The organism is Stenotrophomonas sp. Sm6012, assembly GCF_030985895.1.
Classification (GTDB): domain Bacteria; phylum Pseudomonadota; class Gammaproteobacteria; order Xanthomonadales; family Xanthomonadaceae; genus Stenotrophomonas; species Stenotrophomonas forensis.
In genome coordinates this window covers 1-22,349 of sequence record NZ_JAPTFX010000069.1, presented here as the reverse complement: position 1 = coordinate 22,349, position 22,349 = coordinate 1, and the positions used below count along the sequence as shown (strand labels likewise).

The following is a 22,349-nucleotide window of genomic DNA, read 5'->3' as shown; positions in this document are numbered from 1 at the left end:
GGGGGCCCACTACCTGGGCTTGGCGGCGCCGACCTGGGCTGGCGGCTACCGGGACGGGGCCACCAGGGGCCGGGGGCAGGGCGGTTTTGGTATGCTGTGGAACCGGCTGTGCCGGGCGCAGCATCCCCCCTCACTACACGATTCCCGCAGATCCATGAGCGAAGCTACCGATACCCCCCCCGTCGACGAAAACAAGTTGATCGCCGAGCGCCGTGAGAAACTCAAAGCGCTGCGTGGGCAGGGCATCGCGTACCCGAACGACTTCCGTCGCGAGGACTTTGCCGGACGACTGCAGGAAGAATTCGCCGATGCCGAACAGTGGACCGCCGAGGCCCTGGAAGGCAACGGCCGCCAGGTGAAGATGGCCGGCCGCCTGATGGCCAAGCGCATCATGGGCAAGGCCAGCTTTGCGCAGATCCAGGACGAGTCCGGCCGCATCCAGCTGTTCCTGCAGGGCACGGTCCTCGGTGATGCCTACACCGCCTTCAAGGGCTGGGACGTGGGTGACATCATCGCCGTCGAAGGCGGCCTGACCCGTACCAAGACTGGCGAGCTGTCGGTCAAGGCCGAATCGATCCGCCTGCTGACCAAGTCGCTGCGCCCGCTGCCGGACAAGTGGCATGGCCTGGCCGACGTCGAGCAGCGCTACCGCCAGCGCTACGTCGACCTGATCGTGACCCCGGAATCGCGCGCGGTCTTCATCAAGCGCTCGAAGATCATCCGCGCCATGCGCGCCTGGCTCGACAACCGCGACTTCCTGGAAGTCGAGACGCCGATGATGCATTACATCCCCGGCGGCGCAGCGGCCAAGCCGTTCACCACCCACCACAACGCGCTGGACCTGGACCTGTACCTGCGCGTGGCGCCCGAGCTGTACCTCAAGCGCCTGACCGTCGGTGGCCTGGAGCGCGTGTACGAGATCAACCGCAACTTCCGCAACGAAGGTGTCAGTACCCGGCACAACCCGGAGTTCACCATGATGGAACTGTACGAGGCCTATGCCACGTACAACGAGATCATGGACCTGACCGAAGGCGTGATCCGTGACGTGGCCGCGACCGTCAACGGTGGCACCGAGGTCGAGTGGGACGGCGCGAAGATCGACCTGGGCCCGGCGTTCCGCCGCTGGCGCATGGACGAGGCCGTGCGTCACCACAACCCGGAGATCTCCGCCGCCGACTGCACCGACCGCGATGCGCTGCTGCGCCATTGCGAGCGCCTGAAGATCAAGGTCAAGCCGTCCTATGGCTGGGGCAAGCTGCTGCTGGAGATCTTCGAAGCCACCGTCGAGCACACCCTGATCCAGCCGACCTTCATCACCGATCATCCGGTGGAGGTCTCGCCGCTGGCCCGCGCCAACGACAACGATCCGGGCTACACCGACCGCTTCGAGCTGTTCGTCAACGGCAAGGAGCTGGCCAACGGCTTCTCGGAATTGAACGATCCGGAAGACCAGGCCCAGCGCTTCCAGGCCCAGGTGGCTGCGAAGGAGGGTGGCGACGACGAGGCGATGCATTACGACGCCGACTACATCCGTGCGCTGGAGTACGGCATGGCCCCGACCGGCGGCCTCGGCATCGGCGTCGATCGCCTGGTGATGCTGCTCACCGGCAGCAGTTCGATTCGTGACGTGCTGCTGTTCCCGTACATGCGTCCGGAGCAATAACCGGAGAAGTAGGTCACTTTTCTGACTTCTGTTTGTGCGCGCCGTCGCGAAACGAGACGGCGCGATTGACGCGTCCCGCACTCGGCGTATCGTTAATGCACTCCCTTGACGCCTGTTGTGGCTTGATCGGCGCCAGGGGGATGGTGCATTGTGAAGCGTCCGCTTCACAATGTGATGACGATCATGAACCGGGACGTATGAAACGGGAGTCAGGCCGATGCAGGGTGCGAGCGTTCGCAGCGGCAGAGTATCCTCGCCTGCTGATGATCCAGCATGGTCGAGAAGCCAGGCAGAGTACGCGTTGAACATCGTCATTGTTGACGACCAGACGTCCGCGCGGACGATGCTGCGTCATGTCATCGAGGACATCGCGCCGGAATTGAGCGTGTATGACTTCGGTGACCCGCTGACTGCATTGGCCTGGTGCGAGGCGCATCCGGTCGACCTGCTGCTGCTCGATTACCGCATGCCGGAGATGGACGGGCTGGAGTTCGCCCGTCGTTTCCGTCGCCTGCCCAAGCACCGCGACATTCCGGTCATCCTGATCACCGTGGTTGGCGACGAGCCGATCCGGCAGGCGGCGCTGGAAGCGGGTGTCATCGATTTCCTGGTCAAGCCGATCCGACCGCGCGAACTGCGTGCACGCTGCTACAACCTGTTGCAGCTGCGCCAGCAGACCGAGAACGTGAAACAGCGTGCGTTGTCGCTGGAACAGCGGCTGCTGGCCAGCATGCACGAGGTCGAGGAACGCGAACGCGAAACCCTGTCGCGATTGGCTCGTGCGATCGAGTTCCGTGATGCCGGCACCAGTGCCTATCTGGAGCGCATGGCACGGGTCGCCGGGTTGATCGCAGAGCAGCTCGGCCTGCCCGAGGATGACGTCAAGCTGATCGAGATGGCGGCACCGCTGCATGACATGGGCAAGATCGCCATTCCCGATGCCGTGCTGCTCAAGCAGGGCAAGCTCAACGACGAGGAGCTGGCGATCATGCGCCGGCACCCGCGGATCGGCCATGAGCTGCTCAGCGGCAGCCAGAACCGCTTCATCCAGGTCGGTGCGTTGATCGCGCTGCGCCATCACGAGCGCTATGACGGCAGCGGTTACCCGGACGGCCTGGTGGGCGAGGCCATTCCGCTGGAGGCGCGGATCGTGGCCGTGGCCGACGTGTTCGATGCGCTGATTTCGCCCCGTCCGTACAAGGAAGCATGGACCATGGAAGCCACACTGGCCTATCTGTATGCCCAGCGTGGCCGGTTGTTCGACCCGCGCTGCGTGGATGCGCTGATGCGCGGCCACCCGCAGCTGATGGATATCTGCGCCCAGCACTCGACGGCATCGACGCGACCGGGTGGGTGACATGCAGGACCTGTTCGCACGCGTGAAGCGCCGGCTGGCGCAGCGTCCGGATTCGGAGCATGGCCAGGCGATCGTGCGGATCGTGTTGATCTCGCTGATCCTGGTCTATGTGCTGCTGTCGGGCGCCCGCCTGCATCGGCTGGAGCAGTATCAGGGCGTATTGGCGACCATACTGACCGGGCTCGGCCTGTCGCTGCTGCTGTTCGCGTGGCTGCTGTGGAAGCCGGGCCGCTCGGACCCGCGACGGGTGGCCGGGATGCTGGCCGACTACGGGTTGATCGCCGTCGGCATGATCCAGATGGGCGAGCCATTGGCCTGGGTGTATGCCGTGGTGATGTGGGTGACGGTCGGCAATGGGTTGCGTTTCGGCCCCCGCTACCTGGCCGCTGCCATCGTGTTGGCAATGGCCAGTTTCGGTGCCACCGTACTGATGACCCCTTACTGGCGGGCCAATCCAGGCCTGGCCCTTTCCCTGTGGCTGGGCCTGCTGGCGGTTCCGTTGTGCTGTTCTTCCCTGCTGCGCCGAAGGATGCGACATCCGACCATGGATACGACCCCCGCCGTCGCTGCCGGCTCGCGTTCGCTGCTGGCCCGCTTCAGGCAGCGCCTGGCCGGGCGCGAGGACAGCGAGCACGCACAGAACCTGATCCGCATCGTCATCACTGCGCTGTTCATCAGCTACCTCGGCTGGCGCTCGCTCAGCGGCGGCGGTGAAGCGCTGACCACGACCTGGCTGATCCTGGCCTTCGAACTGACCATTTCCGCCGGGCTGCTGGCGGCGATCCTGGTGCATCCGGGGGTGTCGCATGTGCGGCGGGTGATCGGCATGCTGACCGACTACACCTGCATGGCCTGGATCATGACCATCCAGGGCGAGCCAGCGGCACCGTTGTACGCGGTGATGCTGTGGGTGACGATCGGCAACGGCATGCGCTACGGCAGTACCTATCTGCGCGTGGCCACCGCGATGGGCTGCCTGGCGTTCCTGTGCACGGTGATGCTGTCGCCGTACTGGCGGGGCCACGACTATCTGGGCTGGGGCCTGCTGCTGGGCCTGGGCGCGATCCCGCTGTACTTCGACTCGCTGCTGCACGCGCTGACCCGCGCCGTGGCCGAAGCACGCCAGGCCAACGAGGCCAAGAGCCGCTTCCTGGCCAACATGAGCCACGAGTTCCGCACGCCGCTGAACGGCCTGGCCGGCATGACCGAAGTGCTGGCCACCACCCGCCTGGACGATGAGCAGCGCGAATGCCTGAACACCATCCAGGCCTCGACCCGCAGCCTGTTGGCGCTGGTCGAAGAGGTGCTGGACATCTCCGCGATCGAGGCGGGGAAGGTGCGGGTGGAGTGGCACGAGTTCGCGCTGGCCGACGTACTGCAGGCGATCAACCTGATCCTGACCCCGCAGACCCGCTCGAAATCGCTGGACTACCGCGTGCAGGTGGACGAGAACGTGCCGCCGCGCCTGCTGGGCGACGCCGGCCATCTGCAGCAGATCCTGCTGAACCTGATGGGCAACGCGGTCAAGTTCACCGACAGCGGCTACGTGCAACTGCACGTGTCCAGCCCTGATGCGCTGGGCAGCGAGCGGGTACGCCTGCGCTTCGAGATCGTCGATACCGGCATCGGTGTGCCGGTGGCCCTGCGCGGTCGCCTGTTCAATGCATTCGAGCAGGGCGATGTCGGCCTGGCCCGGCGCCATGAGGGCACCGGCCTGGGTACGGCCATTGCCAAGGGCCTGGTGGAGTCGATGGGCGGCCAGGTCGGCTACGCCCCGAACAGCCCGCGCGGCAGCGTGTTCTGGGTTGAAATCACGCTGGACGTTGCAGACCCCATGGCGGCGCCGGTGGCGGCGTCCGAGGTGGCCGAAGCCGGCAACGTCATTGCGTTCTCCAATCCGTTCCTGCGCCATCGTGCACGGGTGCGCAGCCTGAGGGTGCTGGTGGCCGATGACCATGAGGCCAACCGGATGGTGCTGCAGCGCCTGCTCGAGAAGGCCGGCCACAAGGTCACCTGTGTCAATGGTGGCGCCGAAGTGCTCGACGCGCTTGAGCAGGCCAGTTACGACGCGGCGATCGTCGACCTGCACATGCCCGGCATGAGCGGCCTGGACCTGCTCAAGCAGCTGCGGGTGATGCAGGCCAGTGGCATGCCCTATGTGCCGGTGATGGTGCTCAGTGCCGATGTCACCCCCGAGTCGATCCTGCGCTGCGAACAGGCGGGCGCGCGCGCGTTCCTGGCCAAGCCGGTGGTCGCCACCCGGTTGCTGGAAGTACTGGCCGACGTTGCGGCCAATACCCGTGCCGAAACCGGTATCCAGTCGGTGCCCGCGTTGCCGGTCGGCGATGGCGTGCTCGACACCGCCGTGCTGGACGAGCTGGCTGCGCTGGGCATGGGCGATGGCTTCGAGCGTAAGTTCATCGACCAGTGCCTGGCGGATGTCGACGCCAGCATGGGCCAGCTGCAGGCCTGCGGTGAGCGCCAGGCTTGGGAAGACTTCCGCGAGCATGCCCACGCCTTGCGCGGTGTGGCGAGCAACCTGGGACTGGTCCAGGTTGCCGCCTCCAGTGGCGAGATCATGCGCATGGCGGACTGGCAGCTGAAGGGCGAGTGGAACACCCGGCTCGGCAACCTGTCGGCCGCCCTGCGCAACGGCAGGAATGCGCTGGCCGCGCGTAGTGCGGGGGCACCGCACCGCGACGACAGTGAGCGCAGCCCGTCCTGAACCGCCGGGCTGTCAGGCCGGGTCGCCATTGCGCCGGGCCTGCGCCCGCACCAGTCGATCCATCGTACGCAGGGACTTCTCGCCGAGCTGCATGGCGGTGTCGACCCAGATCTCGGTGATCCGCATCATTTCGTGCAGCGGCACCATGGTGGCGATCTCGTTGACTTCGCGCATCGCCGCCCAGGCGTGCGGAATCCGCTTGCTGTCCTTGATCACCTGTTCCACTGCGGCCACGCCTTCGCCGACCGGCACCACGATGTCGACCAGGCCCATCTCCTTGAGCTGGCGGGCCGTGTAGAGATTGCCCTCCAGCATGATCTTCTCGGCCAGGCGCGGGCTGATCCGCTGGCACAGGAAGGAGTAGGCGCCCATGCCAGGGAACAGGTCGAACAGCACCTCCGGCAGGCCCATCAGTACGCCGTCCTCGGCAACGATGGTGTGGCAGCTCAGCGCCGCTTCGAAGCCGCCACCGAGTGCATTGCCCTGGACCAGCGCGATGCTGTGGGCGCGGGCGCCGAGACCGGCATGGAAGGCATGCACGCCGCGCACGCAGCGCTGTGCGTAGTCAAGCAGGCGGGCGCGATCCCCTTCGCGGATCAGGCGGCAGAACAGTTCGAGATCGCCGCCCAGGTTGAATACGTCGCTGTCCGAGGCCAGAACGACATGCGGTGACAGAACATGCGAGGCACTGAGGCGATCGCCCAGGTCGCGCTGGTAGTCGACGATGTCATCGACCAGACGTGACGCAAAGCATGGCCGGCCCGGCTGGTTGACCAGGTTGGCGTGCATGTGGATCCAGTAGACATCCCGCTCCGTCTCTTCGGTGATGCGCAGGGTAGGGTGCTGGGCAGGGCGGGTGATGATGGGGCGTACTGCAGACATGGGAGTTCTCCGTGTGACCGTCCGGCCAACCGCAGAGCGGACGGAGAAGAGTGAGGGGGCGAGCTGAACGTGCGGCGGCGATTGATTCTATGCACCTGTCGTGAACCGCTCGCAAGCGCTGGGCCGGCCATGTTCCGGCAATGAAAAGGCCCCGCCGTCGCCGGCGGGGCCCCTGTTCTGCCTGCTTGCCCGCAAACCCTTACTGGGCGGGGGTATCACGCAGCTCGCGACGGAGAATCTTGCCGACGTTGGTCTTCGGCAGCTCTTTTCGGAATTCTACGATTCTGGGGTGCTTGTAACCGGTCAGGTTTGCCCGCGCGTGCTCCTTGACCATTTCGGCGGTCAGGTTCGGGTCCTTCTTCACGATCACGACCTTCACCACTTCGCCGGATTTCTCGTCCGGAACGCCGACTGCGGCCACTTCCAGCACGCCCGGCATCATTGCGATGACGTCCTCGACCTCGTTCGGGTACACGTTGAAGCCGGACACCAGGATCATGTCCTTCTTGCGGTCGACGATGTAGAAGAAGCCGTGCTCGTCCATCTTCGCCATGTCGCCGGTGTGCAGCCAGCCGTCGGCGTCGATGGCCTTTTCGGTTTCATCCGGGCGCTGCCAGTAACCCTTCATCACCTGCGGGCCCTTGATGCACAGCTCACCGACTTCGCCCAGCGGCAGGATGTTGCCGTTGTCGTCCTTGATGCAGGCATCGGTGGACGGGATCGGCAGGCCGATCGAGCCGTTGTACTCGGGCAGGGTGAGCGGGTTGATGCAGGCCGCCGGCGAGGTTTCGGTCAGGCCGTAGGCCTCGACCAGGGTGACCCCGGTGGTCTTCTTCCAGCGCTCGGCCACCGCGCGCTGCACCGCCATGCCGCCGCCCAGGGTGAACTTGACCGAAGAGAAATCGATCTCGTCGAAGCCGGGGGTGTTGAGCAGGCCGTTGAACAGCGTGTTGACGCCGGTGATGGCGGTGAAGCGGGTGCCCTTCAGCTCCTTGACGAAGCCCTTCATGTCACGCGGGTTGGTGATCAGGTGGTTGCAGCCACCGAACTTCATGAAGACCAGGCCGTTCGCGGTCAGCGCGAAGATGTGGTACAGCGGCAGGGCGGTGATGATGACTTCCTTGCCCGGCTCGATGCCCGAGGTGGACAGCCACGCCGACGCCTGCTGCATGTTGGCGATCAGGTTGCGGTTGGTCAGCATCGCGCCCTTGGCCACGCCGGTGGTGCCGCCGGTGTACTGCAGGAAAGCGATGTCGTCGTGGTCGATCTCGACCTTCGGAAGCGTGTGGCGGCTGCCCAGCTTGAGCGCCTGTCTGAAGCGGACCGCGCCCTTGACGTGGTAGTTGGGCACCATCTTCTTGATGTACTTCAGCACGAAGTTGACGATCGCACCCTTGGCGCCGAGCAGGTCGCCCAGGCCGGTGGTGATCACGTGCTTGACCGGCGTATCGGCGATGACCTGCTGGACGGTGTCGCCGAAGTTGTCGACCACCACCAGCGCACTGACGCCGGCGTCGACCAGCTGGTGCTTGAGTTCGCGCGCGGTGTACAGCGGGTTGACGTTGACCACGGTGAGGCCGGCACGCAGCACGCCGAAGGTGGCCACCGGGTACTGCAGGCAGTTGGGCATCATCAGGGCGACGCGGTCACCCTTCTTGAGCTTGAGCTCGCCCAGCAGGTAGGCGGCGAACTGGGTGACCAGCGCATCGGTCTCACCATAGGTGATGACCTTGCCGAAGCTGGAGTAGGCGGGACGGTCGCGGAATTTCGCGACGGAGGCGTCGAAGACCGAGGCGACCGAATGGAACTCGTTGACGTCGATTTCGGCGGGAACGCCTTTCGGATAGCTCTGCAGCCAGGGACGATCCAGACTCATATTCCCCCTCCAGGAATCGTGGTGTATTAGGTTCCGGCCTGAGCGTATCGACAATGGCCGGTCATTGCAGCATACCCCGCCGTAGGGAAAACGCGAAGAGGGGTTCGCGGAGGCTGCAATGGTAGGTGCCGACCCTGGTCGGCACGGGATTTCGAGGGGGCGTCCTGGATCAGTGCCCACCAAGGTGGGCACCTACCGGCCTGGGGCTCCTCAGCCCTGCTTGCGCACCGGTGCGCCGTTGGCCTTGTAGTACGGCGCGGTGCTGCGGGCGAGCGGGGTGCGGCCGCGGATCACGTCGGCCAGCTTCTCGGCCATCATGATGGTCGGCGCGTTGAGGTTGCCGGTCACCACCTGCGGCATGATCGAGGCATCGACGATGCGCAGGCCTTCCAGGCCATGCACGCGGCCCTGGCCATCGACCACCGCCATCGGATCATCGGCGTGGCCCATCTTGTTCGAGCACGACGGGTGGTAGGCGGTTTCGGCGTGCTCGCGCACGAACGCATCGATCTGCGCGTCGGTCTGCAGCGCGCTGCCCGGCGAAATCTCGCGGCCGCTGTACGGTGCCAGCGCCGGCTGCGCGAAGATCTCGCGGGTGATGCGGATCGCCGCGCGGAATTCGCGCCAGTCCTGGTCGTGCGACATGTAGTTGAACAGGATGCTGGGATGTTCGCGTGGGTCCTTCGAGCGCACGTGGATGCGGCCGCGGCTGGGCGAGCGCATCGAGCCGACGTGCATCTGGAAGCTGTGCGCCTTGATCGGGTTGGAGCCGTTGTAATTGATCGCCACCGGCAGGAAGTGGTACTGCAGGTTCGGCCAGTCGAACTCGGCGTCGCTGCGGATGAAGCCGCCGGCCTCGAACTGGTTGCTGGCGCCGATGCCGGTACCCAGGAACAGCCATTCGGCGCCGATCGCCGGCTGGTTGTACAGCTTCAGTGCCGGGGCCAGCGACACCGGCTTCTTGCACTCGTACTGCAGGTACATCTCAAGGTGATCCTGCAGGTTGGCGCCGACGCCCGGCAGGTGGTGCACCAGGTCGATGTCGAGGCTGCGCAGCAGGTCGGCCGGGCCGACGCCCGAACGCTGCAGGATCTGCGGCGAGGCGATGGCGCCGCCGCACAGCAGCACTTCGCGGCGCGCGGTGGCACGCTGTGGCTGGTCGTTGTGCAGCCACTGCACGCCCACCGCACGCTTGCCCGAGAACAGGATGCGGTCGGTCAGCGCGTGGGTGACGATGGTCAGGTTCGGGCGCGGCTTGGCCAGGTCCAGGTAGCCGCGGGCGGTGCTGGAGCGACGGCCCTTCGGGGTCACCGTGCGGTCCATCGGGCCGAAGCCTTCCTGCTGGTAGCCGTTGAGGTCGTCGGTGCGCGGGTAGCCGGCCTGCACGCCGGCTTCGACCATCGCAGCGAACAGTTCGTTGTTGCCGGCCTTCGGCGTGGTCACGCGCAGCGGGCCGTCGCCACCGTGGTAGTCATTGGCGCCGATGTCGCGGGTTTCCGCCTTGCGGAAGTACGGCAGGCAGTCCAGGTAGGTCCAGTCTTCCAGGCCCGGCATGCTGGCCCAGTTGTCGTAGTCCATCGCGTTGCCGCGGATGTAGCACATGCCGTTGATCAGCGACGAGCCACCCAGGCCCTTGCCGCGGCCGCAGTCCATGCGGCGGTTGTTCATGAAGGGCTCGGGATCGGTCTTGTACGCCCAGTTGTAGCGCTTGCCCTGCAGCGGGAAGGCCAGCGCGGCCGGCATCTGGGTACGGAAGTCGAGCCGGTAGTCCGGGCCACCGGCTTCCAGCAGCAGCACGCTGACATCGGCATCTTCGGTGAGGCGGGTGGCCAGCACGTTGCCGGCCGAACCGGCGCCGATGATGATGTAGTCGTACTCGTTATGGGTGCTCATGGGTGTCTCCTGCAGGCCGGGGCGCGCTGCATGCAGGCGTCCCGGCGGAATGTCGGATCGGCACGGTGGCCGGACGATGGGGCGCGCTCAGGGCGCGCCGGTCAGAACACGCTGGCGTAGTCGCCCAGCTCGACCTGCACCGACTTGATGCGGGTGTAGTGGCCGAGGGTGGAGATACCGTTCTCGCGGCCGACGCCGGATTCCTTGTAGCCGCCGACCGGCATTTCGGCCGGCGATTCACCCCAGGTGTTGATCCAGCAGATGCCGGCTTCCAGGCGGTGGATGATGCGGTGGGCGCGACTGACGTCCTTGCTGACCACGCCGGCGGCGAGGCCGAAGGTGGTGTCGTTGGCACGGCGCACCACTTCGTCTTCGTCGTCGTAGGCGAGGATGCTCATCACCGGCCCGAAGATCTCTTCACGGACGATCGTCATGTCATCGCGGCAGTCGGAGAACACGGTCGGCAGCACGTAGGCACCGTTGGCCAGCGCACCTTCGGTGGCACGGCCACCGCCGGTCAGCAGGCGGGCGCCTTCGGCCTTGCCGCTTTCGATGTAGCGCAGCACGGTTTCCATGTGCGGGAAGCTGGTCAGCGGGCCGAAGTTGGTCCCGGCGGCCATCGGGTCGCCGATGCGGATGCGCTTGACGCGCTCGACAACGGCGGCTTCGAACGCGGCCAGCATGCTGCGCGGTACGAACACGCGGGTACCGTTGGTGCAGACCTGGCCGGAGCTGAAGAAGTTGGCCATCACCGCGATGTCGGCGGCGCGGTCGAGGTCGGCGTCATCGCAGATCACCAGCGGCGACTTGCCGCCCAGCTCCATGGTCACTTCCTTCAGCGACGAGGAGGCGGCACTGGCCATCACCTTCTTGCCGGTGGCGACGCCGCCGGTGAAGGAGATCTTCTCGATCACCGGGTGCTCGGTCAGCCACTGGCCGATCTCGCGGCCCGGGCCCTGCACGACGTTGAACACGCCGGCCGGCACGCCGGCTTCGGTGTAGATCTCGGCCAGCCGGATCGCGGTCAGCGGGGTCACTTCGGACGGCTTGAACACCATCGCGTTGCCGGCGGCCAGGGCCGGGGCCGACTTCCACATGGCGATCTGGATCGGGTAGTTCCACGCGCCGATGCCGGCGACCACGCCCAGCGGCTCGCGGCGGGTGTAGAAGAAGCTCGATTCGCGCAGCGGCAGCTGGATACCTTCGATGGCGGTGGCCAGGCCGGCGTAGTACTCGACCACGTCGGCACCGGTGACGATGTCCACGGTGGTGGTCTCGGCCAGCGCCTTGCCGGTGTCCAGGGTTTCCAGGTGGGCCAGCTCATCATTGCGCTCGCGCAGGATCTCGACCGCACGGCGCAGGATGCGCGAACGCTCCATCGCGGTCATCGCGGCCCACACCTTCTGGCCTTCGGCCGCGCTCTGCACGGCGCGCTCGACGTCGGCCTGGCTGGCGACCTGCACTTCGGCGATCACCTCACCGGTGGCCGGGTTCACCGACTTGAAGGTCTTGCCGCTGGTGGCATCGACGCGCTGGCCGTGGATGTACAGCTGTTGGACGGGCAGGGTGGTCATGGGGGCGTACTCCTTGGAAGGGGGCGGGTGCTGAAGCGCTTATAGCGCGACAGCCTGCAACTGGAAGTCGATGTAGCCGTAAGCGATGCGCCGGGACTTCTCGGCATTGAACTGGCCGCCGACCAGGCTGCCGCGCAGCCACAGGCCATCGATCATCGCGGCCAGGCCGCGGGCGGCCAGGCGGGCCTGCGGGTGGGGCAGCAGGCGGTTGAACTGGTGGCACAGGTTGGAGAACAGGCGCTGGTCGTTGGCGCGCTGCAGCCGGGCCAGTTCCGGCTGGTGCATGCTCGCGGCCCAGAAGGTGAGCCAGACGCGCATGGCGGTGCCGTTGATCTGGCTGTCATCGAAGTTGCCATCGACGATGGCACGCAGCTGGTCGCGCGGGTCATCGCCGACATCGGCGCGGTAGCGCGCAACGGCGTCCTTCAGTTCGCGCAGGATCTGCCGCATTGCAGCATTGAGCAGGCCGTCCTTGTCGCCGAAGTAGTGGGCGACGATGCCGCTGGACAGCCCTGCCTTCTTCGCGATGGTGGCGACGGTTGCATCGGCCATGCCGATCTCGTCGATGGTCTGGAAAGTGGCCCGGATCAGCTGTTCGCGCCGTACCGGTTCCACGCCTTTCTTCGGCATTGTCTCTCCACGGATTGCGACCCGAAGGATCGGGCTGCCCGCCATTATGCTTTTTATTGATTGAACGTTCAATCAATAAACCCTAGGATGCGCTCGCGCCCCACGCCATGGGCCCGGTTTACCGGTCCGGCCCCGCCCATGTGCTCCCTCGGACTTGATGAGACGACCCCATGTCTTCCCTGGCTCATCCCAAGCGTTCGCCCCTGCGCTTGAACCGTTTTGTGTTCTTCAGTTCCTCGGTGTCGATCGGCATCCTCGGGCTGCTCACCGTTCTCTATCCCGAAGGCAGCGAGCACTGGCTGCAATGGGCGCAGGCCGAGGTGTCGGCGGCGTTCGGCTGGTGGTACATGCTGCTGATCGTGCTGTGCCTGGGCTTCGTGCTGTGGCTGGCGTTCTCGCCGTATGGCCGCATCCGGCTCGGCCACAACGAGGAATCGCCGGCCTTCGGCTACGTGCCCTGGGTATCGATGCTGTTCTCGGCCGGCATCGGCATCGCGCTGCTGTACTACGGCGCCTACGAGCCGCTGGATCACTTCCTCAATCCGCCCGGCCAGCCCGGCGGTACCGTGGCCGCCGGTCGCGAGGCGATGGTGCTGACCTTCCTGCACTGGGGCCTGCACGGCTGGGCGCTGTACGCGCTGGTGGGCGTGGCGCTGGGCTATTTCGCCTACCGCCGTGACCTGCCGCTGGCGCTGCGCTCGGCGCTGTACCCGATCTTCGGCGAGCGCATCCATGGCCGCATCGGCGACATGGTCGATGGCTTTGGCATCCTTGCCACGCTGATCTCGATGGTGACCAACCTCGGCATCGGCGCGCTGGTGGTGCAGTCCGGCCTGGTCTACCTGTTCCACATCCCGGATACGCCGCAGGTGCTGGTGGCGATCGTGCTGGTGATGATGGTGGTGGCCACCATCGGTGTGGTTGCCGGTGTGGAGAAGGGCATTGCCTGGCTGTCCAACCTCAACGTGCGCCTGCTGTGCGGGCTGCTGCTGTTCGTGCTGGTCACCGGCCCGACCCTGCACCTGTTCGACGGGCTGATCCAGAACACCGGCGACTATCTGGGTGCGTTCGTCCGCAAGAGCTTCGACATGTACCTCAACGACCCGAAGGGCCGTGAGTGGATGGGCTCGTGGACGCTGTTCTACTGGGCATGGTGGATCGCCTGGGCACCGTTCGTGGGCCTTTTCGTGGCGCGCATCTCGCGTGGCCGCACCATCCGCGAAGTGATCATGGGCGTGCTGCTGATCCCGCTTGGCTTCACCCTGGCGTGGCTGTCGATCTTCGGCAATACCGCCATCGACCTGGTGCTCAACCACGGCCAGGCGGTGCTGGGCGAGGTGGCCCAGCACGATGCAGCGATGACGCTGTTCAAGCTGCTGGAATACCTGCCTGCCGCGCCCTACGTGGCCGGTGCCGCAGTGGTGATCGGCTTCGTGCTGTTCCTGACTCCGGTCGATTCGGGCACGCTGATGATCGCCAACCTGTGCACGCGTCGCGTTGATGACGGCGTGGAGGATGGCCACGACGCGCCGATCTGGCTGCGCGTGTTCTGGGCGGCCGGCATCACCGTTGCCAGTGTCGGCCTGCTGCTGGCCGGCAACTTCAGTGCGATGCAGACGGCAGTGGTGCTGTGCGGCCTGCCGTTCTCGTTCACCCTGGCGTTCTACATGTGGGGCCTGCTGAAGGCGCTGCGCACCGACCCAGACGCACCGCGCCGCTGATCGGGCCTCGGGCACGTATCCCGACGTAGCCGGAGACGCAGTAGCGCCAGGCCATGCCTGGCGGCGAAGAAACCAGAAGGGCCGGATCCGCGAGGACCCGGCCCTTTTGTTGGATGGTCGACTGACAGTCGACTCTACCCACGGTGGCGCGTTACTTGCTGGCCAGCTGGCGCAGCACGTACTGCAGCAGGCCCCCATGACGGAAGTACTCGACTTCCTTCGGGGTCAGCAGCATGACCGAGACCTCGAACGTCTTCTTCGTGCCATCGGCCTTGGTGGCAGTGACCGTGGCGCGCTTGCTGGCGCCATCCTGCAGGCCGGTAATGTCGATCGTTTCCGAACCGTCCAGGCCCAGCGACTGTGCGTTCTCGCCGTTGCGGAACTGCAGCGGCAGTACGCCCATGCCGACCAGGTTGGAGCGGTGGATGCGTTCGAAGCTTTCGGCGATGACCGCCTTGACGCCGAGCAGCAGGGTGCCCTTGGCCGCCCAGTCACGCGACGAACCGGTGCCATACTCCTTGCCGGCCAGCACCACCAGCGGCACCTTGTCGGCCTTGTACTTCATGGCTGCATCGTAGATCGCCAGCTTCTCCGGCTGGCCACCGCCGGCCGGGTAGTACAGGGTGTTGCCGCCTTCCTCGCCACCGAACATCAGGTTCTTGATGCGGATGTTGGCGAAGGTGCCGCGGACCATCACGTCATCGTTGCCGCGGCGGCTGCCGTAGCTGTTGAAGTCGGCCGGCTGCACGCCGCGTTCCTGCAGGAAGCGGCCTGCCGGCGAGTCCTTCTTGATGTTGCCGGCCGGGGAGATGTGGTCGGTGGTGATCGAATCGCCGAACAGGCCCATCACGCGTGCGCCGTGCACGTCATCGATGCTGCCGGTCTGCATGGTCATGCCATCGAAGTACGGCGGGTTCTTGATGTAGGTGGAGGCGTCGCTCCACTCATACAGGTTGCCGTCCGGCGAGGCGATGGTGTTCCAGCGGGTGTCACCCTTGAACACATCGGCATAGTTCTGCTTGAACATCTCCGGGCCGATGGTGGCGGCGATGACGTCGCCGATTTCCTTGTTGCTCGGCCAGATGTCGCGCAGGAACACCGGCTGACCATCGCTGCCGGTACCCAGTGGCTGGGTGGTCAGGTCGATGTCGGTGGTGCCGGCGATGGCGTAGGCCACCACCAGCGGCGGGCTGGCCAGGTAGTTCATCTTCACTTCGGGATGCACGCGGCCCTCGAAGTTGCGGTTGCCCGACAGCACCGAGGTGACCACCAGATCGCCGGCGGCGATGCCGGCGCTGACTTCGGTCGGCAGCGGGCCGGAGTTGCCGATGCAGGTGGTGCAGCCGTAGCCGACCACGTAGAAGCCGATCTTCTCCAGCTCCTTCAGCACGCCGGCCTTTTCCAGGTAGTCGGTGACCACGCGCGAGCCTGGGCCGAGCGAGGTCTTCACCCACGGCTGGCGGTTCAGGCCCTTCGCCGCTGCGTTGCGGGCCAGCAGGCCGGCACCGATCATCACCGCCGGATTGGAGGTGTTGGTGCACGAGGTGATGGCGGCGATGACCACCGCGCCATCCTTCAGCCGTACCTTGCGGTTCTCGATCTCGATGTCGGCGAAGCCCTTGGCCAGCTGCTCGTTGCCGACCGCCGCACCGCCGCCTTCATTGACGAACGAGGACACATCCTCGCTGCGCTTGTCGCGGTTGGCGGTCATGCCCACCAGCGCTTCGCGGTAGTTCTTCTGCACGTCTTCCAGCAGCACGCGGTCCTGCGGCCGCTTCGGGCCGGCCAGCGAGGGCTTCACCGTGCCCATGTCCAGTTCCAGCGTGGTGCTGTACTGGGCATGCGGGCTGCCGGGCTCGTGCCACAGGCCCTGCGCCTTGGCGTAGGCCTCCACCAGGTTGATCTGCGCTTCGCTGCGGCCGGACAGGCGCAGGTAGTTCAGTGATTCGGCGTCGATCGGGAAAATGCCGCAGGTGGCGCCGTATTCCGGGGCCATGTTGCCGATGGTGGCGCGGTCGGCCAGCGGCAGGTGCTGCAGGCCGTCACCGTAGAACTCGACGAACTTGCCGACCACGCCCAGCTTGCGCAGCATCTGGGTGACGGTCAGCACCAGGTCGGTGGCGGTGGCGCCCTCGGGTAGCTTGCCGGTCAGCTTGAAGCCCACCACCTGCGGGATCAGCATCGACGACGGCTGGCCGAGCATGGCCGCCTCCGCTTCGATGCCGCCCACGCCCCAGCCGAGCACGCCGATGCCATTGATCATCGTGGTGTGGCTGTCGGTGCCGAACACGGTGTCCGGATAAGCGATGGCCGTGCCTTCCTTATCGGCGGTCATCACCACGCGGGCCAGGTTTTCCAGGTTCACCTGGTGGACGATGCCGGTATTGGGTGGCACCACCTTGAAGTTGTCGAAGGCCTTCTGGCCCCAGCGCAGGAAGCCGTAGCGTTCCTGGTTGCGCTGGAACTCGATCTTGCCGTTGAGGTCCAGCGCATCGGGCTTGCCGAACACATCGACCTGCACCGAGTGGTCGATGACCAGTTCGGAGGGAATCTGCGGGTTGATCTGCTCGGGCGAGCCGCCAAGCTTGACCACCGCATCGCGCATCGCGGCCAGGTCGACCACGCAGGGCACGCCGGTGAAGTCCTGCAGGACCACGCGCGCCGGCATGAAGGCTATTTCGGTGTCCGGTTCGGCGCTGGGCTGCCAGCGTGCCACTGCTTCGATGTGGTCGGGGCCGACGGTGGCGCCGCCGTCCTCGTGCCGGAGCAGATTCTCCAGCAGGATCTTCATCGAGTAGGGCAGGTGGGAGATATCGAAGCGCTGGCCGAGCTTGGGAAGGCTGAAGTAGTCGTAGGTCTTGCCGCCGACGTCCAGCTGGCTGCGGGTGGAGAACGAATCGCTCATGCGGGGTGACTCCTCTTGCGGATGGCTTGCACTGGCCCGCCGTGGCAGGCCTGCTTGCGTTTGCCGATGGCGTTCCGGCCGCCGGATCCCCACCAGTATGGCCGAGCGGGGAGGGGCCAGAACGCCCTTGGCGCAGGACGCAAGGTTACATGGCTGTATGTAGTGCCGATGTCACGGTTTGCCGCGCCACTGGCTCATCAGCATCTGCAGGAAGCGCTCGGCGGTGGGTGAGAGCAGGGCGCCGCGACGGCGCACGATGCCGATGGTGCGCGACACCACCGGGTTGCCGATCGGGCGGGTCACCAGGATCGGGTGGTCGCCATCGGGGGTGGCCATCTTCGGCAGCACCGAGACACCGATGCCGGCTTCGACCATGCCCAGCGAGGTGGACAGGTGGGTCACCTCGTAGTGCCAGCTCAGTTTCAGGTTCTCGCGTGCCAGCGCACCGTCGAGCAGGGTGCGGTTGCCGCTGGTGCGATGCACGGTGATCAGCTGGTGCTGGGCCAGATCGGCCCATTCGACCTTGCGCTTGCGGGCCAGTGGATGGTCGCGGCGGCAGGCCAGCACGAACGGATCTTCGGCCAGCACGTCGAAATCAAGGTTGGGATCGTTGGCACCCATGAAGTTGATGCCGAATTCCACTTCGCCACGTTCCACCGCCTGCAGCCCTTCGGTGGCCGGGATATCCAGGATGCGGAAGCGCACGTTCGGGTGCGCCTCGTGGAAGCGCGCCATCACGCTGGGCAGGAAGTAGAACGCCGCCGTCGGCAGGCAGGCGATGGTCACCGTGGCGCCGCGGGTGTCTTCGCGCCCGCGCAGTGAAAACAGCGAGCCGTCGAATTCCTCCAGCATGCGCCGCACCAATGGCAACAGGTTCTCACCCACGGCGGTGGTGCTGACGCTGCGCGTGGTGCGCTCCAGCAGCGGTGAGCCGACGGCCTGTTCCAGTTTCTGGATGCGGCGGCTGAGCGCGGGCTGCGATACGTGCAGGCTTTCCGCGGCGCGATGGAAGCTGCGTGTCTCGGCAACCAGGAGGAACGCGCGAAGATCCAGAATCTCGCAATTGATGCTCATGGCGTATCAATCATCCAAAAATCAGCAATTCACAGATCAATTGGCGTCATGCCAGTATCGAATTACAGAGGGGGTATTCATCCCCTATACGCATCAATCTAGCACACGTATGTCCAACGATCTGCTCAGCATTCCCTGCGTACTCATGCGCGGTGGCACCTCCAAAGGCCCGTTCTTCCTGGCATCCGACCTGCCGGCGGACACTGCTCAGCGCGATCGCCTGCTGCTTGAAGTGATGGGGTCGGGCCACCCGCTGCAGATCGACGGCATCGGCGGGGGCAACGCGCTGACCAGCAAGGTGGCGATCATCGACCGCTCCAGCCGCGCTGACGCCGACGTGGACTATCTGTTCGCCCAGGTGCGGGTGGAGCAGCAGGTGGTGGATACCTCGCCGAACTGCGGCAACATGCTGGCGGCCGTCGGGCCCTACGCCATCGAGCGCGGGCTGGTGCAGGCACAGGACCCGCAGACCCGGGTGCGCGTCTTCAACGTCAATACCGGCAAGCTGATCGTGGCCACGGTGGAAACGCCGGGTGGTGAGGTGGTCTACCGCGGTGATACGCGGATCGCTGGCGCGCCCGGCTCGGCCTCGCCGGTGCGGCTGTCCTTCCTGGATGCGGCCGGCGCCCGTACCGGCAAACTGCTCCCCAGCGGGCATGCCCAGGAAACCATCGACGGCGTGGCGGTAAGCCTGATCGACTGTGCGATGCCGATGATGCTGGTGCGCGCCGAGGATCTGGGCGTGCGCGGCGATGCCTCACCGGCCGAACTGAATGCGGATGCGAGCCTGCTTGCCCGTCTTGAAGCGCTGCGCATCGAAGCCGGCGCCCGCATGGGCATCGCCGATGCCGGCAACAAGGTCATTCCCAAGCCAGTGCTGCTTTCTGCACCGCAGCACGGCGGCCATTTGCAGGTGCGCTACTTCATGCCGCACCAGTGCCATACCGCGCTGGCAATCACTGGTGGGGTTGGTCTGGCCACGGCCGCGGTCACGCCGGGCACGCTGGCCAACACTTTCGTCGGATGCCTGGGCCTGCCCGGCAGCATTACCCTCGAACATCCGAGCGGGGTCCTGGACGTGGGCCTCAGCCGAAGCTCGGACGATGCGCCGGTGGTTGCCAGCGTGGTCCGTACCGCCCGCCGCCTGTTCGAAGGCCGCGTGTTCGCGACTTCGCCGGCAACCGCCGAGATCTGTTCCACCCAAGCCCGCCAATGGACTTCAGCGGCATGACCTGAAACCGGTCGGGCCCGCGCGGCCGCGCGTGGGCGGCCACCACAACGTAGATGCTTCACTCCTGGGAGGGATGATGTACAAGCAGATGTTCATGGCCGCGCTGTGCGCGGCAGGCCTGGCCATGGCCGGGTGCAGCAAGCAGGGAGCCGATGCACAGGGCGCCGCGGTCGGTGGCGGCGATAGCGCGCCGGTGCGGATCAGCGTGGGGTCGTACAACCTCAACAACCTGCCGTTCTTCATTGCCGATTCCAAGGGCTACTTCAAGGATGTCGGCCTCGAGGTGAAGACGGAGAACTTCGCTCAGGGCGGTTCGAAGGTGCTGCAGGCGCTGGTGGCCAACTCCACCGACGTGGCGGTGGGATTCTATGACCACACCATCCAGATGCAGGCCAAGCACAAGGACGTGGTGGGTTTCGTGCTGCTGTCGCGCAATTCCGGGCTGGTAATGGCTGGCCGCGATGACGCGACCTTCGACCCGGCCCGCCCGGAGACGATCAAGGGCCAGAAGGTCGGCATCACCGCGCCGGGCTCCTCGTCTGACTTCTTCGTTCGCCACTTCCTGGCCCAGCATGACATTCCGGTGGACAGCATCTCGCTGATCGGCGTCGGCTCGGGTGCGGCAGCGGTGGCTGCACTGGAACAGGGCAAGATCGACCTGCTGGTGAACTACGACCCGGCCGCCACCCTGATCACCGAGCGAAAGGTCGGAAAGATCATCATTGATGCACGCAGTGACGAGGGCGCACGCCAGGTCTATGGCGGGCTCTACCCGACCTCGGTGATGTACGCCAACCGCAGCTTCCTGGAACAGCGCCCGCAGGCGGCCGAGAAGATCGCCCGCGCCGAGCAGATGGCCCTGAAGTTCATCGCCGACAACAGCGCCGAGGACATCGTCGCCGCGCTGCCGGACAGCTACGTCTCCGGTGACCGCGCTACCTACGCTCGTGCCGTGGAGAACGCCCGCGCGATCTTCACCACCGATGGCCACTTCACCGCGGCCGATCTGGAAACGCCGCTGAAGGTGCTGCGCGAGTTCAACAAGGATGTCGCCAACGCCGACATCGATCTGTCCAGGACCTACACCAATGCCTTCGTCGAGCGTGCCCACGCTGCGGCGCCGGCTGCCCAACGTTAAGCGGAGGTAACCCCATGGCCCTCAATGCCACCGTGCGCCAGCTCAACGGCGCGCCGCAGCTGGAGCCTGCACAGACCATGGTCGCCATCAACAAGGTGACCATGTCCTTCGGCGAATTCACCGCCGTGCGTGATGTCGATATCCAGGTGGGCGACGGCGAGTTCCTCGCCATCGTCGGCCCCACCGGCTGCGGCAAGAGCACCATCCTCAATTCCGTGGCGGGGCTGCTCAAGCCTTCGTCCGGCGAAGTGGCCATCGACGGCCGCGCGGTCAGCGGCGTGCAGGAGTCGGTCGGCTACCTGTTCCAGCAGGATGCGCTGCTGCCGTGGAAGACCGCCTACCAGAACGTCGAGCTGGGCCTGCGCTTCCGCGGCGTGCCCGAGGCCGAGCGCAAGGCCAAGGCCAATGCGTGGCTGGCCAAGGTCGGCCTGGCCGGCTTCGAGCACCGCTATCCGCATCAGTTGTCCGGTGGCCAGCGCAAGCGCGTGCAGATGGCGCAGGCGCTGATCGTCGAACCGAAGGTGATCCTGATGGACGAGCCGTTCTCGGCGCTGGACATCCACACCCGCCACCTGATGCAGAACGAGCTGTTGCGCCTGTGGCAGGAGGATCGCCGCTCGGTGATCCTGATCACCCACGACCTGGAAGAAGCCATCGCCCTGGGTGACCGCGTGGTGGTGCTGTCTTCCGGCCCGGCCAGCCGCGTCGTGCGCAGCTTCGATGTGGACCTGGAACGGCCGCGCAATGTTGCCGAAATCAAGCTGGACGAACGTTTCACCGACCTGTACCGCGACATCTGGGCCTGCCTGCGCGGCGAAGTGGAGAAGAGCTATGCACGCCAAGACTGACAAGATCATCCAGCTGGCTCTGGTCATTGCCGTGTTCGGTGGCTGGGAAGGCGGCATCGCGCTGGGCGTGATCGATCCGTTTTTCTTCCCCTCACCGACGGCGATCGTGCAGCAGGCCTGGACCTGGCTGTCCGATACCTCGTTCTACCAGCACGTGTACATCACCCTGACCGAAACCGCGCTGGGCTACCTGATCGGTACCGGCCTGGGCGTGGCGGGCGGTGTCTGGCTCGGCCTGAGCCGTCGCTCGGCGCGCATCCTGGATCCCTTCATCAAAGGCTTCAACGCGATCCCGCGCGTGGTGCTGGCACCGATCTTCGTGCTCTGGCTGGGCCTGGGTCTGTGGTCGAAGGTGGCCCTGGCGGTGACCCTGGTGTTCTTCACCACGTTCTTCAACGCCATGCAGGGCGTCCGTGAAGTGAACCCTGTGGTGCTGGCCAACGCGCGCATCCTCGGTGCGGGCCGCAGTGATCTGCTGCGCCACGTGTACTTCCCCGCGGCCGCCAGTTGGATCCTGTCTTCGCTGCGCACGTCAGTGGGCTTTGCCGTGGTCGGCGCCATCATCGGCGAATACCTGGGTGCGTCTGCAGGCCTGGGCTACCTGATCGCGCAGGCCGAGGGCAACTTCAATGCGGTAGGTGTATTTGCCGGCATCATCATCCTGGCCGCCTTCGTGCTGGTCATCGATGCCCTACTCGACGTGGTCGAGAACAAGCTGATCACCTGGCGTCCCAACGCCCAGGCACAGGCCACCAGCTGACCGCGCTGCGCGGGGCAGCACGGTGTGCGTGTTCATGGGTTCTCTCTCCGGCCAGCCGGCCCCCTGGCC

The 22,349-nt window shown here is 65.8% G+C and carries 15 protein-coding genes; 8 read left to right on the top strand and 7 right to left on the bottom strand.

All coding sequences use genetic code 11. The features are described 5' to 3' along the window. The first annotated feature begins 154 nt into the window (after nucleotides 1-154). The 3 genes from lysS to O0J73_RS13010 all read left to right on the top strand — a co-directional run bounded on the left by lysS (nucleotide 155) and on the right by O0J73_RS13010 (nucleotide 5,748). Nucleotides 155-1,666: a lysine--tRNA ligase gene (lysS, locus tag O0J73_RS13020; RefSeq protein ID WP_197564620.1), complete on the top strand. Its 1,512-nt coding sequence runs from the start codon at nucleotides 155-157 to the stop codon at nucleotides 1,664-1,666. Between the two features lie 217 nt (nucleotides 1,667-1,883). Further along, entirely contained in the window at nucleotides 1,884-3,023 is a 1,140-nt protein-coding gene (locus tag O0J73_RS13015) for a two-component system response regulator (protein WP_008267350.1), read from the top strand. Nucleotide 3,024: 1 nt separating this feature from the next. Continuing rightward, nucleotides 3,025-5,748, top strand: coding sequence for a response regulator (locus O0J73_RS13010; protein ID WP_308308864.1), 2,724 nt, complete (start codon nucleotides 3,025-3,027; stop codon nucleotides 5,746-5,748). Nucleotides 5,749-5,760: 12 nt separating this feature from the next. Here O0J73_RS13010 and O0J73_RS13005 read toward each other — a convergent pair whose 3' ends face one another. The 5 genes from O0J73_RS13005 to betI form a co-directional block, all read right to left on the bottom strand. Beyond that, entirely contained in the window at nucleotides 5,761-6,630 is an 870-nt protein-coding gene (locus O0J73_RS13005; RefSeq protein WP_006441564.1) for a crotonase/enoyl-CoA hydratase family protein, read from the bottom strand. 199 nt (nucleotides 6,631-6,829) lie between these two features. Further along, on the bottom strand, nucleotides 6,830-8,506 hold the full coding sequence (locus tag O0J73_RS13000) for a long-chain fatty acid--CoA ligase (protein WP_006441566.1): 1,677 nt from the start codon (nucleotides 8,504-8,506) through the stop codon (nucleotides 6,830-6,832). 210 nt (nucleotides 8,507-8,716) lie between these two features. Beyond that, a complete protein-coding gene (gene betA, locus O0J73_RS12995; RefSeq protein ID WP_006441623.1) occupies nucleotides 8,717-10,399 on the bottom strand; it encodes a choline dehydrogenase in 1,683 nt (560 codons plus the stop codon). 101 nt (nucleotides 10,400-10,500) lie between these two features. Beyond that, the gene (betB, locus tag O0J73_RS12990) at nucleotides 10,501-11,973 is read right to left on the bottom strand and encodes a betaine-aldehyde dehydrogenase (protein ID WP_308308863.1); all 1,473 of its coding nucleotides are present in this window, start codon (nucleotides 11,971-11,973) and stop codon (nucleotides 10,501-10,503) included. A gap of 39 nt (nucleotides 11,974-12,012) precedes the next feature. Beyond that, nucleotides 12,013-12,603, bottom strand: coding sequence for a transcriptional regulator BetI (gene betI, locus O0J73_RS12985; RefSeq protein ID WP_049455864.1), 591 nt, complete (start codon nucleotides 12,601-12,603; stop codon nucleotides 12,013-12,015). Between the two features lie 170 nt (nucleotides 12,604-12,773). On the opposite strand from betI, the gene O0J73_RS12980 reads away from it, so the two are divergent. Continuing rightward, nucleotides 12,774-14,324 (top strand): BCCT family transporter, encoded by a 1,551-nt coding sequence (locus tag O0J73_RS12980; protein WP_006441902.1) that lies wholly within the window; start codon nucleotides 12,774-12,776, stop codon nucleotides 14,322-14,324. 151 nt (nucleotides 14,325-14,475) lie between these two features. Here O0J73_RS12980 and acnA read toward each other — a convergent pair whose 3' ends face one another. Both acnA and O0J73_RS12970 read right to left on the bottom strand, forming a co-directional pair. After that, nucleotides 14,476-17,229: an aconitate hydratase AcnA gene (acnA, locus tag O0J73_RS12975; protein WP_308308862.1), complete on the bottom strand. Its 2,754-nt coding sequence runs from the start codon at nucleotides 17,227-17,229 to the stop codon at nucleotides 14,476-14,478. A gap of 171 nt (nucleotides 17,230-17,400) precedes the next feature. After that, entirely contained in the window at nucleotides 17,401-18,303 is a 903-nt protein-coding gene (locus O0J73_RS12970) for a LysR family transcriptional regulator (RefSeq protein ID WP_049455867.1), read from the bottom strand. Between the two features lie 109 nt (nucleotides 18,304-18,412). Here O0J73_RS12970 and O0J73_RS12965 point away from each other — a divergent pair, with 109 nt between their 5' ends. From O0J73_RS12965 to O0J73_RS12950, 4 genes are all read left to right on the top strand, one after another. Then, the gene (locus O0J73_RS12965) at nucleotides 18,413-19,534 is read left to right on the top strand and encodes a 4-oxalomesaconate tautomerase (RefSeq protein ID WP_049455868.1); all 1,122 of its coding nucleotides are present in this window, start codon (nucleotides 18,413-18,415) and stop codon (nucleotides 19,532-19,534) included. Between the two features lie 76 nt (nucleotides 19,535-19,610). Beyond that, nucleotides 19,611-20,672: an ABC transporter substrate-binding protein gene (locus tag O0J73_RS12960; RefSeq protein WP_308308861.1), complete on the top strand. Its 1,062-nt coding sequence runs from the start codon at nucleotides 19,611-19,613 to the stop codon at nucleotides 20,670-20,672. A gap of 14 nt (nucleotides 20,673-20,686) precedes the next feature. Next, nucleotides 20,687-21,520 (top strand): ABC transporter ATP-binding protein, encoded by an 834-nt coding sequence (locus tag O0J73_RS12955; RefSeq protein ID WP_006442369.1) that lies wholly within the window; start codon nucleotides 20,687-20,689, stop codon nucleotides 21,518-21,520. Then, nucleotides 21,504-22,280, top strand: coding sequence for an ABC transporter permease (locus O0J73_RS12950; RefSeq protein WP_006442371.1), 777 nt, complete (start codon nucleotides 21,504-21,506; stop codon nucleotides 22,278-22,280). The genes O0J73_RS12955 and O0J73_RS12950 overlap by 17 nt, the downstream gene beginning before the upstream one ends. Nucleotides 22,281-22,349: the final 69 nt, after the last annotated feature.